Here is a 14,315-nt window from a genome sequence, read left to right as displayed (position 1 = left end):
TGAATTAATGATTGCCCTGCCCTGATTACCTATTCCGCGGCGCGGCTGCGTTAATGGCAAACCTGGTGATTTAAAGAAGACATTTGAACATAGCCGGAAGGGAGACATCTGAAAATGGCTTGAACAAAATTTAGGGGCCTTCTTATGTCTAATGTCGCGATCCAGAGCCCACTCCGCGGAATTCGAATACGCTTTATGTTAAATCATTTATGGAAAATGGCCTACAAGCGAAGCAGATACTAACTAAAGTGTTAAAGTCAGCGGACAACAAAGTACTTCATGAATGGACAACAAAGTCCGAATAGACTCCTGCCGACATAGTTTTCAGGATATTCGGACTTTGTTGCCCACTTCATTTCGAATGACAGAAAACTTAGACTTTGTTGCCCATTCGGGCTGTACGACCCTTCTGTCACGCTAACCGGCCATTCGCAATAAATTGACTTCGACAGTAGACGACCGAGGCTGTGTGCAAACAGAATGAATTCTGGTTTTACTAAACGGTCGCAGTTGGCGTTATCTGTCGGTGGGATTACAAGGCCATCCGGCCTACTGCCTTATCGCTTCGACTAATCCCAATGTTCCCAGAATTCTCATCATCCGTTTCATGTTGTACGCTAATACATGCAAACTCATCTCCGTTTTCACTTTAGGGAGAGTTTTCATTACGAAGTGCGTCGCACCCATCCATGCCTTAAGTGTGCCAAATGGATGCTCGACGGTGCTACGTCTTAACATCGCCAGCTCTGGTCGTTCGTCTAAACGGCGCTGCATTCGTTCAAACACATCTTCATGCTCCCAGCGACTGATTCGCCGGTTTTTACCAGTAGTGCATTTCGGTTTCAATGTGCAAGTCGGACATGCGGACGACCAGTATTTATCAATTACTTCTCCGTGCTCGACGACCCGGAAGCGCCAAGGTGCTTTTTCGCCTGCCGGACATAGAAACTCATTGCTTTGCGCAAGATAGATAAAATCGCGCTTGTCGAACAGTCCTAACGCACGATTGCTCGATGTGATGGCTTTAGGCACTAGAGGAATGATACCTTGCTGTTCGCAGGCGTGGATTTCAACACCAGTGAAGTAACCGCGGTCTGCAATGGCTGTCAGGTCTGTCTTGCCCGTAACCTCCTTCACATGGCTTGCCATGTTTGCAAGCTGATGGCGGTCATGACCAACGTTGGTCACTTCATGCGCCACAATCAAATGGTGTGTTGTATCGACGGCAGTTTGCACGTTGTAGCCCACCATACCGATACCACGGCCACTTGTGGCCATCGAGCGGGCATCCGGATCGGTTTCGGAGATTTGCTGGTCGGGCAGAATCTGCAGTTGCTCAGCCACTTTATTGAAGTCCTCGATCTGGCGTTTGAACGAGGCAATCTTCTGCTTGATGTGTTCAACGCGTGATCTGGTCGTCAGCTCTGGCTGGCGGTCGGCTCGCTCCAGTTCTTCCATGTACCAGGCGATGCTCTCTTCAACTTGCTCGATACGTGCTGCAACCTTACGCTGTGTGTAATTCTTGTCTCGGTTGTTTACGGCTTTGAACTTGCTGCCATCAATGGCCACTTCCCCACTCTCGAACATGTCGAGCTTGTGACATAACAGAACGAACTGCCTGCACACGTTGCGGATAGCTACGCCATTGTCTTTACGGAAGTCTGCAATGGTCTTAAAGTCCGGTGTCAGTCGGTTGATCAGCCACATCAACTCAATATTGCGCTGTGCCTCCCGCTCCAGGCGCCGGCTCGACTGAATTCGGTTAAGGTAGCCATAGATGTACAACTTGAGCAGCACAGATGGATGATATGCCGGGCGGCCCGTATTGGCCGGCACAGTGCCATCAAATCCAAGTGCTTTAAGATTGAGCGACTCGACAAATACATCGATGACCCGCACAGCATTGTCTTCGTCGATATATTCGTCAAGCTGAGCTGGAAACAGAATGCTCTGCGTACGATCGACTCCTTAAATGAAGCGTTTCATCAACGTCTCCCTCAATAAGGTGTTATTTATTTGACACCTTACTTGGGGATTCGTTTACTTCATGGAGCTCTTTTCACACAACCTAGACCCTAAGCGGCCTGTGCCTTAAAAGCGCGGCTGATGTGCGACTGCGACAGGTTCAGCAGCGCCGCCAGGGTCACCAGCTCGATCCGGTCCGGGAAATGGCACTCCATATAGTCTGTCACGCGGCGCAGCTGCCAAGGTGCGAGTTTGCCGCAGCGTTCGGGAATCCCTTGCGGCGCCGCGAACACCTGCGACGCGATGGCGGCCACTAGGCCGTCGCCGTACAACTGCATCGACGGATCGGGGTTGCCGACCGCTTACCTGCACCGGAGTGTCCTGGCCGGTGAGCGCGCTGCTGCCGCGCCAGACCTGGACGGTGCGGCCTTGCGGATCGCCGAGTTCCAGCTTCCAGTAGACCGTGCCCGTCTGCTCAAGGCCGGGGTAGCTGAAGTTCAAGCCGAAAGTCCGGCGCGCATCCGCCGGCGCCTGGAAGGGCGCATGCAGGGTCACTTCGAATTCCGTGTGCTCAGCCGGGGCCGCGAAGGCGCCGCCGCAGCACAGGGCCAGCAGCAGCGCGAGAAGGGAGAGATGGCGGTTGGTGGCTTTCATGATGTAATTTTGACAAATGCATCACCAAGCACCTCGTTCCATCCCGCGTCTCAAGTTGCAAACTTAGTCACACATTTGCGTTCGGTCAAGCATGGCGTCAAGGTCCCACCGAACGGGCATGCTGGACGACGGGTTCCCCGGCGAAATGCGCCTGCAGACCCTCCATGAACGCCCGGTGGTCTTCCCCGGGCTCGAACCCTTCGGTATGGTCTTCCAGCGTCCGCCATTGCACGATGAGCGTGAACTGCGAGGGCGTCTCGACGCCCTGCAACAGCCGGTGCCCCTCATAGACCTTGGCCCGCGCAAGCAGATGCACGACCTCGGAAAAGGCGTGCTGGAAAGCCTCGATCCGATCGGCGCGTACCGGCAAGGATGCGATTTCGTGGATCATGGCGCTCACCCCTGCGCCGGCGGAACGACCGCGATCGCGATCTTGCCACGCAGGCCGTTATCGCGGCTCTCCAGCCGCGCATGGGCCTGGGGAATCTCTTCCAATGTGTAGGTCGCGCCGACATGGGGCCGGAGCTGGCCGCGCTCGACCAGGGCGCTCAGTTCGTCGAGCTTGCCGCGGTTCTGGCGGGTGAACACGAAGTGATAGCTTGCGTTCTTGCCCCAGGCGTGGATCAGGTTCTGGGGTTGCGCGATATCGACGATCGAGACCAGCCGGCCGAGTTGCGCAAGGACCTCCGCACCACGGGAAAGAGTGTCGCCACCGATCGTATCGAACACGACGTCGACGCCGCGGCCAGCGGTTTCACGCAGCACGGCTTCGACCACGTCTTCCTTCTCGTAGTCGATGACGACATCGGCGCCCATGGCGCGTGCGAACTCGGCGTTCTCCCGGCGTGCGGTGGTGATCACCCGCGCTCCGATGGCCTTCGCCACCTGGATCGCCACGTGCCCGACCCCGCCCGCGCCGCCGTGCACCAGGAGGGTTTCGCCCACGCGCAGCGCCGCGCGGCCGACCAGCGCTTCCCAGGCCGTTCCACCGACCAGGCTGAGGCTTGCGGCTTCGAGATGGCTCAGCGCGGCGGGTTTCTTTCCGACGATGGTCTCGGAAGCCACGTGGTACTCGGCATAGCTGCCGGGGCCATCGAAGATCTGGGGGGTGTACCAGACTTCATCGCCGGGGGCGAAGGCGGTTACGCCCGGGCCGACCGCTTCGACCACCCCGGAGACGTCGTGCCCGGTGATGGACGGCAGCGGCACCAGGTCCGGGTAATCCCCGCGCCTGACCTGGTAGTCCAGTGGGTTGATAGAGGTCGCGTGCACGCGGACGAGCACCTGGCCGGCGCCGGGGACGGGTTTGGGCAGCTCGCGCAGTTCGAACGCATCGGGACCACCAAAGCTCTTCAGGGTGACTGCTTTCATGACATTCTCCATTTCGTTAAAAAGGGATATCGAGATTTTTCGATACAAAGGAACAAAAAATTTACAGGCCTTTGCCAATGAGTTCCGCAAGGGCACGAATGGCTTCTTCGTTGCGCTTGTAATACGTCCACTGACCGATACGCTGGACGTTGACCAGGCCTGCCCGCTGCAAGGTTGCCAGGTAGTCGGAGACGGTCGACTGCGACAGTCCGACACCCTCCTGGATGCTGCTGACGCACACGCCCACCGTGTGCACGTCCCCTTCGTCCTGCGGAGGGAACATGTTGACCGGGTCCTTCAGGCGTTTAAGGATGTCCAGCCGCGTACGGTTCGACAGTGCCTTGAATATTTCGAGCAAGTCCATGGGGACATTATATCGGCATTTCCCGATAAGTCAATCCCCCCCCTGCCTCCTCACGCGCGCCGCGTTGTGCCGGCCAGCCATCTCCGTGCTGAACTAGCCGCGGAACACCGGGACGCTGCCGTCGGCCCGACGGCGGTTTCCAGCCTCGACGAGGAGCTTGCGCAGGCGTTCGATGTTGGCCTCGCCCCGGTCCAGCGATTCCGCCGACGTGTGCACCGAATAATTTCCCAGATACAGATCGTGCGGGTGGGGGACCGCCGCACCGATCACGAAAACGGTCTCTTCGTCCACGCTCGCTTCCAGCGTGATCGGCAGTCCCGATTGGTCGAACACCAGCATGTCCCCTGCCGCCGCCGGCGTCGCGCCGACCAGCCGTCCGCTGCCGACGGCGAGCCAGGACAGCGGATGCCCCGGCGGCGGCGTGAAGGTCCAGCTCGTCCCCGCCGCCAGTTTCACCAGCAGGTAGGTGATTCCGCCGGGCGAACGGGCGGGGCTGCGAAAACCCCCATAGCTGCCCAGGATGACGGTTGCCGGTCCGGTAGTCGGCACCTGCAGGGCTTCGACGTACTGGCTATCGACGTCCGCGTGCTCGAGTTCGGGCGGCAGCGCGATCCAGAGCTGGAAGCCCTTGGCTTTTGGTGCGCGTCCGGCCGAAAGTTCCTTGCCATGCCAGACCCCGCCACCCGCGCGCATCCATTCGAAGCCGCCGAAGTCGAGGTGCCCGGTGCCATCAAGCGGATCGTCGAAGCGCAGGTCGCCATCGAAAATGACGGTGATCGTCGCCAGGCCCGAATGCGGATGAATGTTCATCCCGCCGCGCGGGTCGTGCAAGTCGAGGTCGAACAGGTCCAGGAACACGAAGGGCTTGAGCACCTGGCCCAGATCCGATGGACTCATCAGGCGGGTGATCGGGCCGTGGGTGAAGCCGCGGGTCCGGTGGGTCACGCGGCGGGGCAGTTCAACGATCGTGTTCATGTGGTCTCCAATCAGGATGCATGCCGGTCCGGCTCAGGCGCGGACCTGCGACGCCGCGGGCGGCCCCGCGTCGGGCAAGGGGATGAATTCCTCGTTGTCGGCGTCCGGCAGCTTGATCCTGCCGGCCTTCCAGTCAGCCGCCGCCTGCGCCAGCCGCTCCTGCGACGAGGACACGAAATTCCAGTACATGAAGCGTGCGCCGACCGGTTCGCCGCCCAGCAGCATCACGGTCGCATGGTCGAGCGCGCGCACGCGCGAGGCGGCCGCTCCCAGCACCAGCATCCGGCCGCTTTCGAAGCGCTGGCCGTCCATCTCCACCGCGCCGTTCGCGACATACACCGCGCGCTCGGAATAACCGGCCGGGATCTCGGCGACCGCGCCCGGCGCCATGTCCAGGTGCGCATAGAACAGCGGCGAATGGGTCCTGGCCGCGGCGCTGAGGCCATAGGCGCTGCCGGCGATCAGCTGACCGGTGACGCCGCCATCGTTCCAGCGCGGCAGGTCGGCACCCGAATGGTGGGAAAAGGACGGCGCAGTCTCCTCCTGCCCATCCGGCAGCGCGACCCAGGCCTGGATGCCGTGGATGTGGTCGCCGTGCGCCCGTGCGTGCTCGAAGCGTTCGCTGTGGGTGATCCCGCTGCCCGCCGTCATCCAGTTGACCTCGTGCGGGCGCACGGCCATTTCGTAGCCGAGGCTGTCGCGGTGCATGATCTCGCCGGAGAACAGGTAGGTCACGGTCGACAGCCCGATGTGCGGATGCGCGCGCACGTCAACGCTGCGGTCGATGCCGGATGCCAGGTCCAGCGGTCCGATATGGTCGAAGAAGATGAAGGGACCGACCATGCGCCGCTTGGCGAAGGGCAGCACCCTGCCGACCTCGAAGCTGCCGCCCAGGCTGCGGCGGCGCTGCTCGATGACCAGGTCGATCATGCAGGCTCTCCCTGCGCCGGTGCACCGGCCCGGACAGGTGCCAGGCGCGCGATCGCGCGGGCGCCCTGCTCGCGGGCCGAGGCCAGCGCCGCTTCGCGCGCTTCGGGACCGAAACCGATCTTCTCAGCATGGATGAAGCTGACGTCAGTGATGCCCATGAAACCCAGCAGCTGCCTGATATAAGGCTCTTGAAAATCAATGGTCTGCGCCGGGCCTTCCGAGTATAGTCCCCCGCGCGCCTCGACCACGATCGCGTGCTTGCCCTTTAACTGCCCTTCCGGACCGTCTGCCCCGTAAGAGAAGGTGACGCGCGGACGCAGCACATGATCGAACCAGGTGCGCAAGGTCGAGGGAATGCTGAAGTTGTACATGGGTGCGCCGATCACGACCAGGTCGGCGGCCTGCAGCTCGGCGATCAGGCGGTCGGACAGCGTGCGGGTCGCATGTTCGGCCTCGCTCTGGGCCACGCCGCGCACCCCCGCCAGGGTGGCAGGGGTCAGGTGCGGAACCGGGTCCTCGCCAACGTCGCGATAGGTGAGCCTGGCCTGGGGATGGAGGTCGACCAGGCGCTGGACGATGTCGGCGACCAGCAGGCGCGACACTGAGGCATCCCCTGAGGCGCTGCTGTTGATGACTAAGATGTGGTTCAAGGGTGATCCCGTTTTCAAAAAGGCAACGGGAAAAATATATCCTTCGACGCGGCCTTGCGCTAGGCGCGGCCCGGGACCAGCTGTGTCACGCTTTCAGGAACGCCAGGGACTGGGCGAGCGCGCGACCAGGGGAATGGTCTCGAAATACTCGATCAGCAGGTCGCTCAAGACGCGGATCTTCCTTGCCGGGTGCTGGCCTGGTGGGCGCACCACGTAGGCGCCCGCCGGGGGCGTCGGATAGCGCGGCATGACGGGCACCAGGGCGCCGCTGCTCACGTGCTCGTGGATCAGCAGGTTCGGGAGCCAAGCGATGCCGAGGCCCGCGACCGCGGCGGCCACCAGGGCCACGCCGTTGTCGGCCTTAAAGCGCCCTTGCGGGCGCACCGTGACCACCGTGTCGCCGTCCATGAACTGCCAGGTTTCGGTCCCCTGCATCAACGCCTCGTGGGCGAGCAGTTCGCACGGTTTCTCGGGCGCCCCGTGCGCCGCGATGTAGGCCGGGCTGGCCACGGCGGCCCCGTAGATCGGTCCGATGCGCCGCGCAATCAGGTTGGAATCCTGTAGGTAGCCGACCCGGATCGCGCAGTCGTAGCCTTCCGTGATGAGATCCACGAAATGGTCGGTATAGCAGGTATGTACCTGCAGCAGGGGATGGCGGCGCGCCAGTTCCGCTAGCACGGGCGCGAAGTGGGTCGGGCCGAAGGTCAGTGGCGCGGCAATCCGCAGGCGGCCGCGCAGCTCGCCCGCCGGCAGGATGGTCTCCTTCGCCATGCTGATCTCGGCGCAGGCCCGCGCCGCGTAATCGCGGAAGACAGCACCCGCTTCAGTAAGCGCCGCGCCGCGTGTGGTACGCGACAGCAGCTGGGTGCCAAGGCTCGCCTCGAGCCGGGCCAGGCGCCGGCTCACGATCGACTTGGCTACACCGAGCCTGAGCGCAGCGGCCGAGATGCCGCCGGCGTCGGCGACTTCCACGAATGTCTGTAATTCTTCGATGTCCATCCACGACTCCTCATCCGCGACATCGACGGTCGCGACCCAAGCATAGCAGGCGCCATCGTCCTACCCGGGGCTTGCGCGCAATTTATATTTACAAAGCAACACAGGATAAGGTCAGGGTAGCCGGGCAAGCTAGCGTGGAAAAAGGGCAGCTGTGTTGCTCGAAGTGGAACGCGGGCAGCGCCGGATCGTCAGCGCGCGCCGTGGAAGGCGGGCGGGGCGGGATGGCGTTTAGGTGAACGGAGCCTGGGAACGGCAAGCTTGGAACCCGAGCCTTGGGTCTTGACGCGGCACGCGCGCGGCCTGGCCTGGGCATCTCGGTGCCCGTGGCGTGGGACGAACTGAACGATCTGACTTCGGGTGCGCACTGGACCGTGGCCAGCGCCGCTACGCGCTTCCCGATTGGGAATACGCCCTTGGCAGAGTATGAATCGAGCGCAGCCCAGATTAACGAAGCGATTGAAGTACTGGGCCTTCGGCGGCCAGCACCCGGCCGGTGCCGAAAAACTCGCTGATCACGACGTCGACGCCATTCCAGTTGCGGCAAACGCTCTTCACATCGAGCAAATGGTATGAACGCCGCCTTCTTGAGTGGGCGCAAGGAAATATGGGGACTCCTGTGCCGACGGCATCAATGTGCCAAAGTGGAAGAGCTGACCAACCACTGAAATGGCGAGGAGTCCGAAATGAATATTACGACCATTGGTATCGATTTGGCAAAGAATGTATTCGCTGTCCATGGCGTCGACGAACGTGAGAAACCTGTATTGCGCAGGACGCTACGGGGCGAACAGATGAGATTTTTATGACGACTAATACAGCTTATTTCTAGAGGCTATATGGCCGCAACGCACATATGCTGCCCTGCAGTAACTAATCTATACATGGCAGTCATGTGCTTGGCTTGACTTAAGTTCGAACTGTCTTTTAATAGTTGTTTAAGTGACTTGCACCTCTCGACTTAGTACACCAAATGGCCATCTGTCGACGCGAGACTACTTCAGATTCTCGTGCTCTCGATCCGAGACGTGTATCGAAAGGCCGGTTTGCCCAGGGAGAATGCCGGCTCGCAAGGTAAGCGCTGGAATTTCGTAATCGCCCTTGTTTTGGGGACGGAACGCGATGGGATCTGCACTGAAGAGAGTATCAAGTCGTTTTCCGAGTTCGTCACAGATGCGAGCGAGCTTGGCCTCATCGGTGCTGCCAGCCCGGTACACCACAAACGGTGGCATCACGTCGAAACCTGGATAGAACAGGATACCGTGGTGGATAGGATAGAGCATGTCGTTAATCGGGCCATTGATTCCACGCGGACCGTAGTGTGATTCCCATCCACCTGTTGTTACCATTAGCATAGCTCGCTTCCCGGCTAACGTGCCCTCACCGAAACGATCACCCCAGTGTGTATCGGAATGCTCGCCAACACCATAGGCGAAGCCGAATGCATATACCCGCTCTACCCAACCTTTTAAAATCGCTGGCATGGAGTACCACCACAGAGGGAACTGTAGAATCACTGCATCGGCCCATAGCAGCTTTTCTTGCTCACGGGTGATGTCTCCACTTTGATAGCCATTCTCGAAAGCATGCTTGGATTCGAGAGCAACATCGAACCGTGTCGTGGACAACCGTTGGGTAGTGTCTTCGGCATCGACAGCGGCTTTCCATTGCATTTCGTACAAATCCGACATTTGCACCGAGTGTCCAGCGCTTTGCAGCCGCTGTACTGTGAAATCTTTCAGCGCACCGTTCAAGGACTTGGACTCTGGATGCGCATGGACGAGTAAAACGTTCATAACTGATCTTTCAACGTGAACAGAAGAAGACAGAATAGGTCCGGGTCAGTTATATTGGAAATGAATTATTCACATACGCTTTATTAAGATGTTTAATCTGCGAAAACTCGACCTCAATCTGCTGGTTACCCTTGACGTGCTCTTGGCTGAACGTAGCGTAACGCGTGCGGCACGGCGCCTTAACTATTCACAGCCTTCTGTCAGCGTTCACCTTGCTAAGCTAAGAGAGATTTTTGGGGATCCTCTGCTGCTCCCTAGTCCGAGGGGGATGCAGCCGACCGCAAGAGCTGAGGAATTGCTTCAGCCATTGCGCGAAGCGCTGGAATTACTGGAGCGCGCCGTGACGCCAGCCAGCCCCTTTAACCCAGCAGAGTCTGATCGTACATGGCGTGTCGCGGCCTCTGATTCCAGTGCATCGACTATCCTTTTACCCGCGATGGCTGCTATCCGTGCGGCGGCGCCGGCGACTCGGCTTGCAGTGTTCGATTTGTTTCCTTCACACATTGCGAAGCAAGCGGAACAAGGTGAGGTAGATCTTGCCTTTCATACTGGTGAAGGCTCCCCACCCGGGCTACGCCGTCGGACACTTTTCGCCGAACGTTATGTACTTGCTGGCAGGATAGGCCATCCGCACTTGCGGCCGAAACTAACGCTAGCCCAGTTCTGCGAACTAGAACACGTCATCGTTTCACCGGATCGCGGCGGTTTTTATGGGGTAACTGACGATGCGCTTGCCAAAGCTGGCTTGACGCGCAAGGTGGTCCTGTCCGTTCCACACTTCCTACTTATGATGTCCGTCCTGGCCAGTACAGACCTTGTGGCCATGCTGCCCTCGCGCCTAGTAGGCAATACTAAAACGCTTCAGATCATTGAACCACCGGTGGATGTTCCCCGATATGAAATGGTAATGCTTTGGCATGAGCGTTCCCACCGGGATCCTGCTCACGAATGGCTGCGGGAGACGATCGCCACGTCTGCGTGAACCGTGGACTGTCTCGAGCGCGGTAGACACTTCTGGCCTATGATTTAAGCATAGGATCGTGAATGGGTGCCATGTGGATGAAACGCCCACCGCAAACCTCATACACGGCGTACTCTGTTGTTTCGAATAAAATGCATGTCGGCTGTACGCCTACGAATTCCAATTTGGGCGTGCCAACATTGTCGTGCTAACGGTGCTTGGCCTTCGCGACAGATACGCGTGGTGCATGCCTTGCCATTAGTTCCACGATCCAGTCAATGACCACCCGTAGCTGCTTGCTAACGTAGCGAGTGGGCGGATACGCCACGTAGAGCGGCATCGGATCGATCCGCCAGCCTGTGAACAACAGTACTAACGCGCCATTTGCAGCATGTTCTCTGGCCATATATTCCGGCAGCCATAGGACACCCAGTCCAGCCAGTCCGGCGGTCAAATAGGCATTGCCGTCATCGATCGCTAGCACGTAGCGTCCCTCAATTTTTACTCTTTCTTCTCCCTTGACCATTGCATACGGCAGGCCGTTTTCCCAGCGGTACTGGACGATGCGATGACCGGAATCCCGCAATTCATCCGGGTGCAAGGGCGTGCCGGCCTGGGCCAGATAGGATGGTGCGGCATACACACCCAATTGCAGGTCTCCGACGTGGCGCGCCACCAGGGAATTGTCTTTGATTTCCCCTCCGCGCACCACACAGTCGACGTTCTCGCCGATCAGATCCACCTTGCGGTCGCTCGCGCCCAGGTCGAGCTGGATATCGGGAAAGCGGGCGTGGAAATCGGGCAGCGCCGGCACGAGGATGATGTTGGCGAAAGGACTTGGTACGTCCACGCGCAGCACCCCACGAGGCGCCATTGATACGCCCGGGAGGTTGCTTTCGATGTCGTCCAGTTCCGCCAGCAGGCGTACCACGCGCTCATAGTACACAGCGCCATCCGATGTGACGTTTAGTTTTCGCGTCGTGCGATTAAGCAGCTTGATGCGCAATTGCGTTTCTAGTTGCTGCACCATCTGAGTAACCGTGGTCCGGCTCACACCAAGGTTCGCGGCTGCTCTCGTAAAGCTCCCAGTCTCTACCACGCGGATAAATGCTCGCATGCTCTCAAACTTATCCATCTCGCCCCCGCTTTTGTATTGATTGTGCAAACAGTGTTGCAGCGATTTGCCGGTTTATCCGTACAGATCAAGAGGCTATAGTACTTGGACTTACTTACACAAGGAGCGCTAACATGAGCGTACGTAACCCTGTTTTCCCCGCTGACCGGCATGACCTTTACACTTCACATCGCTACTCCGCAGCAATCAAGTCAGGTGACCTTCTGTTCGTCTCCGGCCAAGTCGGCAGTCGCAGCGATGGTTCGCCCGAGCCAGACTTCGGCGCTCAAGTCCGTTTGGCATTTGCGAATCTTAAAGCAACCTTGTCAGCGGGAGGTTGCGGACTTGACGATATTGTTGACGTGACAACCTTTCACACGGATCCCGAGAACCAGTTCGACACGGTCTTAAAAATTAAAAACGAAGTATTCCCGGAAGCACCATATCCGAACTGGACGGCCGTCGGCGTCAACTGGCTCGCAGGCTTTGATTTCGAGATCAAGGTCATCGCTCGTATCCCTGCTTAACCGGGACGATATTAGGAATTTCGATGTACATCCCGTCTAACCTGCACTCCGAGCCCAGCGCCTCTGGCGCTGGTCAATCAAGTCGTTAAATGTACGGTTCGGAGCAAGACGACAGGTCGATCACGGTCATATCACCAAATGTCGACGAGGGCGTCAACGTAACCCATAGCGATTATGGTCGTTACAGGGTGGAACTGGGCTGGTACATCAAGCATGGAACGAGTCGAAATGCTATGCGTATTCCGGCGTGAGCAAAGCGACAGTACGATCGGCCAGGTAGCAAGCACTATCGCGCTAAACTGCTTCGCCACTACTTCGTTTCCTAAATTGCGCGGCCTTATGGCGATTGCCACATAAGGCCATGCTACACCATCGACGCTTGTGTGACTTTGTGCGGTCGTAGAACCACAAGATGCATTCCGGGTGCTCACATTTTTTAACAAGAGCAAAGTTGCATTCCGCCAACAATTGTGCCACCGCTTCGGCAACCGGCCCAAGCAATGACGCTACGGTGTCTCCGCGGGGAATACGGACCATTGTCAGGTGCCCTTTGCCGTTACGCTCAAGTTGAGGCGCGCTGATGTACTTGAGCAGGTATTGGTTTAAGGGGCCGATATCGATTACCTCCCCATTCTTAACCTCAGTGATCAACTGGCGTGCCAGCGCTCGCAACGCCTTGCCCTGCGCAAGCAAAGCTGCATGGTCAACAGTTGCGCCAGCAGCTGCAGCAATTATGTCGTGCCTTTCCAGCCACCGTAGCACATCACTACCGGTGTTCCAGCATTCAATTATCTTTCCGCCATTACGCATTTCCGTATTCAGCAAGTCCATCGCCAAATGGTCACCCAGCATCAGAGCCTCGTTCGCGCTGTTATCGACTTGCATTGTTGCACTCTCCATCTATATAACCACTAAAAAACAAGTTGACAGGTTACTACATACATGTTCATACTGTTTCGCATGTAACCTTTAATACCGAAGTATACAGGTTATTTACCCTATTATCCACCTCGACCGTGAGAACTCAACATGAATACGCTAAAAAGGCTTATTACAGACGCATCCGTTGATACACCCTCCACTGCCAACACTGCAGAGTATTTTGCACAAATCCACTACTGTAAAGAAACCGTTGGTGGCGTAGAAATCTTCTATCGCGAGGCCGGGTCGATGGAGGCACCGACTGTCCTCCTGTTACACGGTTTTGCCGCATCGTCTTATATGTTCCGCGAGCTAATTCCGACACTGGCTCAGAAGTATCACGTGATTGCGCCCGATCTGCCTGGCTTCGGCCAGACCAGCGTCATGCCTGGTGTAGACTTTGACTACAATTTTGACAACTTGGCGTCGATAATTGACGCATTCACTTTGGCCAAAAACGTGAACCGTTACGCCATATATGTGTTTGATTACGGCGCACCGGTCGGCTGGAGACTTGCGGTCAATAACCCGCACAAGATAACAGCGATCGTGAGCCAGAACGGCAATGGCTATGAGGAAGGTCTGAGCGAGGGTTGGGCAGACATGCGTAAGGCATGGGCACAGCCGACCGCAAGTAACCGCGAAGCATTACGGCGATTTAACACAGCTGAAATGATCAAGTGGCAGTACACGGAGGGCGTCAAAGATACGTCGCTGATTGCCCCAGAGCCATATCAACTCGCTTACGAAGCAATTGAGCGGATCGGCGTCGAGGTACAGATGGATCTGCTGCTTGACTACGGTCAGAACATCAAGCAGTACACCCAGTTACATGAGTTCTTCCGCCGCTATCAACCTCCGACGTTGGCAATCTGGGGCAAAAATGACCCGTTCTTTACTCCAGCCGGTGCAGAAGCGTTCAAGCGCGATAACCCCATGGCCGAGGTACGTTTTCTCGACACCGGGCACTTCGCGATTGAAACCCATAGCAAAGATATTGGCGCAGCGATGCTGGAGTTTTTGGACCGTAGCGTCTCACGCTAAGCATCAGTTTTTGCACGGTCACCGACCTGACAAGTGGCTGGTCTAAT

Annotated in this window: 16 protein-coding genes and 1 pseudogene; 5 read left to right on the top strand and 12 right to left on the bottom strand. The window is 58.0% G+C overall.

What is annotated here, in order from left to right; genetic code table 11:
* Window positions 1-549: 549 nt before the first annotated feature.
* The 9 genes and pseudogenes from ACFQUU_RS26445 to ACFQUU_RS26405 form a co-directional block, all read right to left on the bottom strand.
* Window positions 550-1,986 (bottom strand): annotated as a pseudogene (locus tag ACFQUU_RS26445) (IS1182 family transposase).
* A gap of 89 nt (window positions 1,987-2,075) precedes the next feature.
* On the bottom strand, window positions 2,076-2,303 hold the full coding sequence (locus tag ACFQUU_RS26440; RefSeq protein ID WP_382251174.1) for a hypothetical protein: 228 nt from the start codon (window positions 2,301-2,303) through the stop codon (window positions 2,076-2,078).
* Between the two features lie 413 nt (window positions 2,304-2,716).
* Window positions 2,717-3,010: an antibiotic biosynthesis monooxygenase family protein gene (locus ACFQUU_RS26435; RefSeq protein WP_382251172.1), complete on the bottom strand. Its 294-nt coding sequence runs from the start codon at window positions 3,008-3,010 to the stop codon at window positions 2,717-2,719.
* 5 nt (window positions 3,011-3,015) lie between these two features.
* The gene (locus ACFQUU_RS26430) at window positions 3,016-3,990 is read right to left on the bottom strand and encodes a zinc-dependent alcohol dehydrogenase family protein (protein WP_382251170.1); all 975 of its coding nucleotides are present in this window, start codon (window positions 3,988-3,990) and stop codon (window positions 3,016-3,018) included.
* Between the two features lie 61 nt (window positions 3,991-4,051).
* Complete coding sequence (locus tag ACFQUU_RS26425) at window positions 4,052-4,354, bottom strand: ArsR/SmtB family transcription factor (protein ID WP_382251168.1); 303 nt, start codon at window positions 4,352-4,354, stop codon at window positions 4,052-4,054.
* A gap of 93 nt (window positions 4,355-4,447) precedes the next feature.
* Complete coding sequence (locus tag ACFQUU_RS26420) at window positions 4,448-5,329, bottom strand: pirin family protein (protein ID WP_382251166.1); 882 nt, start codon at window positions 5,327-5,329, stop codon at window positions 4,448-4,450.
* Window positions 5,330-5,362: 33 nt separating this feature from the next.
* Complete coding sequence (locus ACFQUU_RS26415; protein WP_382251164.1) at window positions 5,363-6,259, bottom strand: pirin family protein; 897 nt, start codon at window positions 6,257-6,259, stop codon at window positions 5,363-5,365.
* On the bottom strand, window positions 6,256-6,909 hold the full coding sequence (locus ACFQUU_RS26410) for an FMN-dependent NADH-azoreductase (protein ID WP_382251163.1): 654 nt from the start codon (window positions 6,907-6,909) through the stop codon (window positions 6,256-6,258). Before ACFQUU_RS26410 ends, ACFQUU_RS26415 begins: the two co-directional genes overlap by 4 nt.
* A gap of 93 nt (window positions 6,910-7,002) precedes the next feature.
* A complete protein-coding gene (locus ACFQUU_RS26405) occupies window positions 7,003-7,908 on the bottom strand; it encodes a LysR family transcriptional regulator (RefSeq protein ID WP_382251161.1) in 906 nt (301 codons plus the stop codon).
* A gap of 272 nt (window positions 7,909-8,180) precedes the next feature.
* On the opposite strand from ACFQUU_RS26405, the gene ACFQUU_RS26400 reads away from it, so the two are divergent.
* Window positions 8,181-8,420 (top strand): hypothetical protein, encoded by a 240-nt coding sequence (locus ACFQUU_RS26400; RefSeq protein WP_382251158.1) that lies wholly within the window; start codon window positions 8,181-8,183, stop codon window positions 8,418-8,420.
* A 171-nt stretch (window positions 8,421-8,591) separates the two neighbouring features.
* Window positions 8,592-8,714: a hypothetical protein gene (locus ACFQUU_RS26395; RefSeq protein WP_382251181.1), complete on the top strand. Its 123-nt coding sequence runs from the start codon at window positions 8,592-8,594 to the stop codon at window positions 8,712-8,714.
* Window positions 8,715-8,900: 186 nt separating this feature from the next.
* Here the strand turns inward: ACFQUU_RS26395 and ACFQUU_RS26390 are convergent, their stop codons facing one another.
* A complete protein-coding gene (locus ACFQUU_RS26390) occupies window positions 8,901-9,701 on the bottom strand; it encodes an NAD(P)H-dependent oxidoreductase (RefSeq protein WP_382251156.1) in 801 nt (266 codons plus the stop codon).
* A gap of 88 nt (window positions 9,702-9,789) precedes the next feature.
* Between ACFQUU_RS26390 and ACFQUU_RS26385 the strand changes: the two genes are divergently transcribed.
* On the top strand, window positions 9,790-10,683 hold the full coding sequence (locus tag ACFQUU_RS26385; RefSeq protein ID WP_382251154.1) for a LysR family transcriptional regulator: 894 nt from the start codon (window positions 9,790-9,792) through the stop codon (window positions 10,681-10,683).
* 187 nt (window positions 10,684-10,870) lie between these two features.
* Here ACFQUU_RS26385 and ACFQUU_RS26380 read toward each other — a convergent pair whose 3' ends face one another.
* Window positions 10,871-11,797, bottom strand: coding sequence for a LysR substrate-binding domain-containing protein (locus ACFQUU_RS26380; RefSeq protein ID WP_382251153.1), 927 nt, complete (start codon window positions 11,795-11,797; stop codon window positions 10,871-10,873).
* Window positions 11,798-11,910: 113 nt separating this feature from the next.
* On the opposite strand from ACFQUU_RS26380, the gene ACFQUU_RS26375 reads away from it, so the two are divergent.
* The gene (locus tag ACFQUU_RS26375; protein WP_382251151.1) at window positions 11,911-12,303 is read left to right on the top strand and encodes a RidA family protein; all 393 of its coding nucleotides are present in this window, start codon (window positions 11,911-11,913) and stop codon (window positions 12,301-12,303) included.
* Window positions 12,304-12,597: 294 nt separating this feature from the next.
* Here the strand turns inward: ACFQUU_RS26375 and ACFQUU_RS26370 are convergent, their stop codons facing one another.
* Complete coding sequence (locus tag ACFQUU_RS26370) at window positions 12,598-13,188, bottom strand: CGNR zinc finger domain-containing protein (protein ID WP_382251149.1); 591 nt, start codon at window positions 13,186-13,188, stop codon at window positions 12,598-12,600.
* 285 nt (window positions 13,189-13,473) lie between these two features.
* Here ACFQUU_RS26370 and ACFQUU_RS26365 point away from each other — a divergent pair, with 285 nt between their 5' ends.
* Entirely contained in the window at window positions 13,474-14,268 is a 795-nt protein-coding gene (locus ACFQUU_RS26365; RefSeq protein WP_382251178.1) for an alpha/beta fold hydrolase, read from the top strand.
* The last annotated feature ends 47 nt before the right edge of the window (window positions 14,269-14,315 follow it).

This window comes from Herbaspirillum sp. GCM10030257 (assembly GCF_042666555.1).
GTDB lineage: Bacteria > Pseudomonadota > Gammaproteobacteria > Burkholderiales > Burkholderiaceae_D > Noviherbaspirillum.
This window is presented reverse-complemented; position numbering and strand designations above follow the sequence as displayed.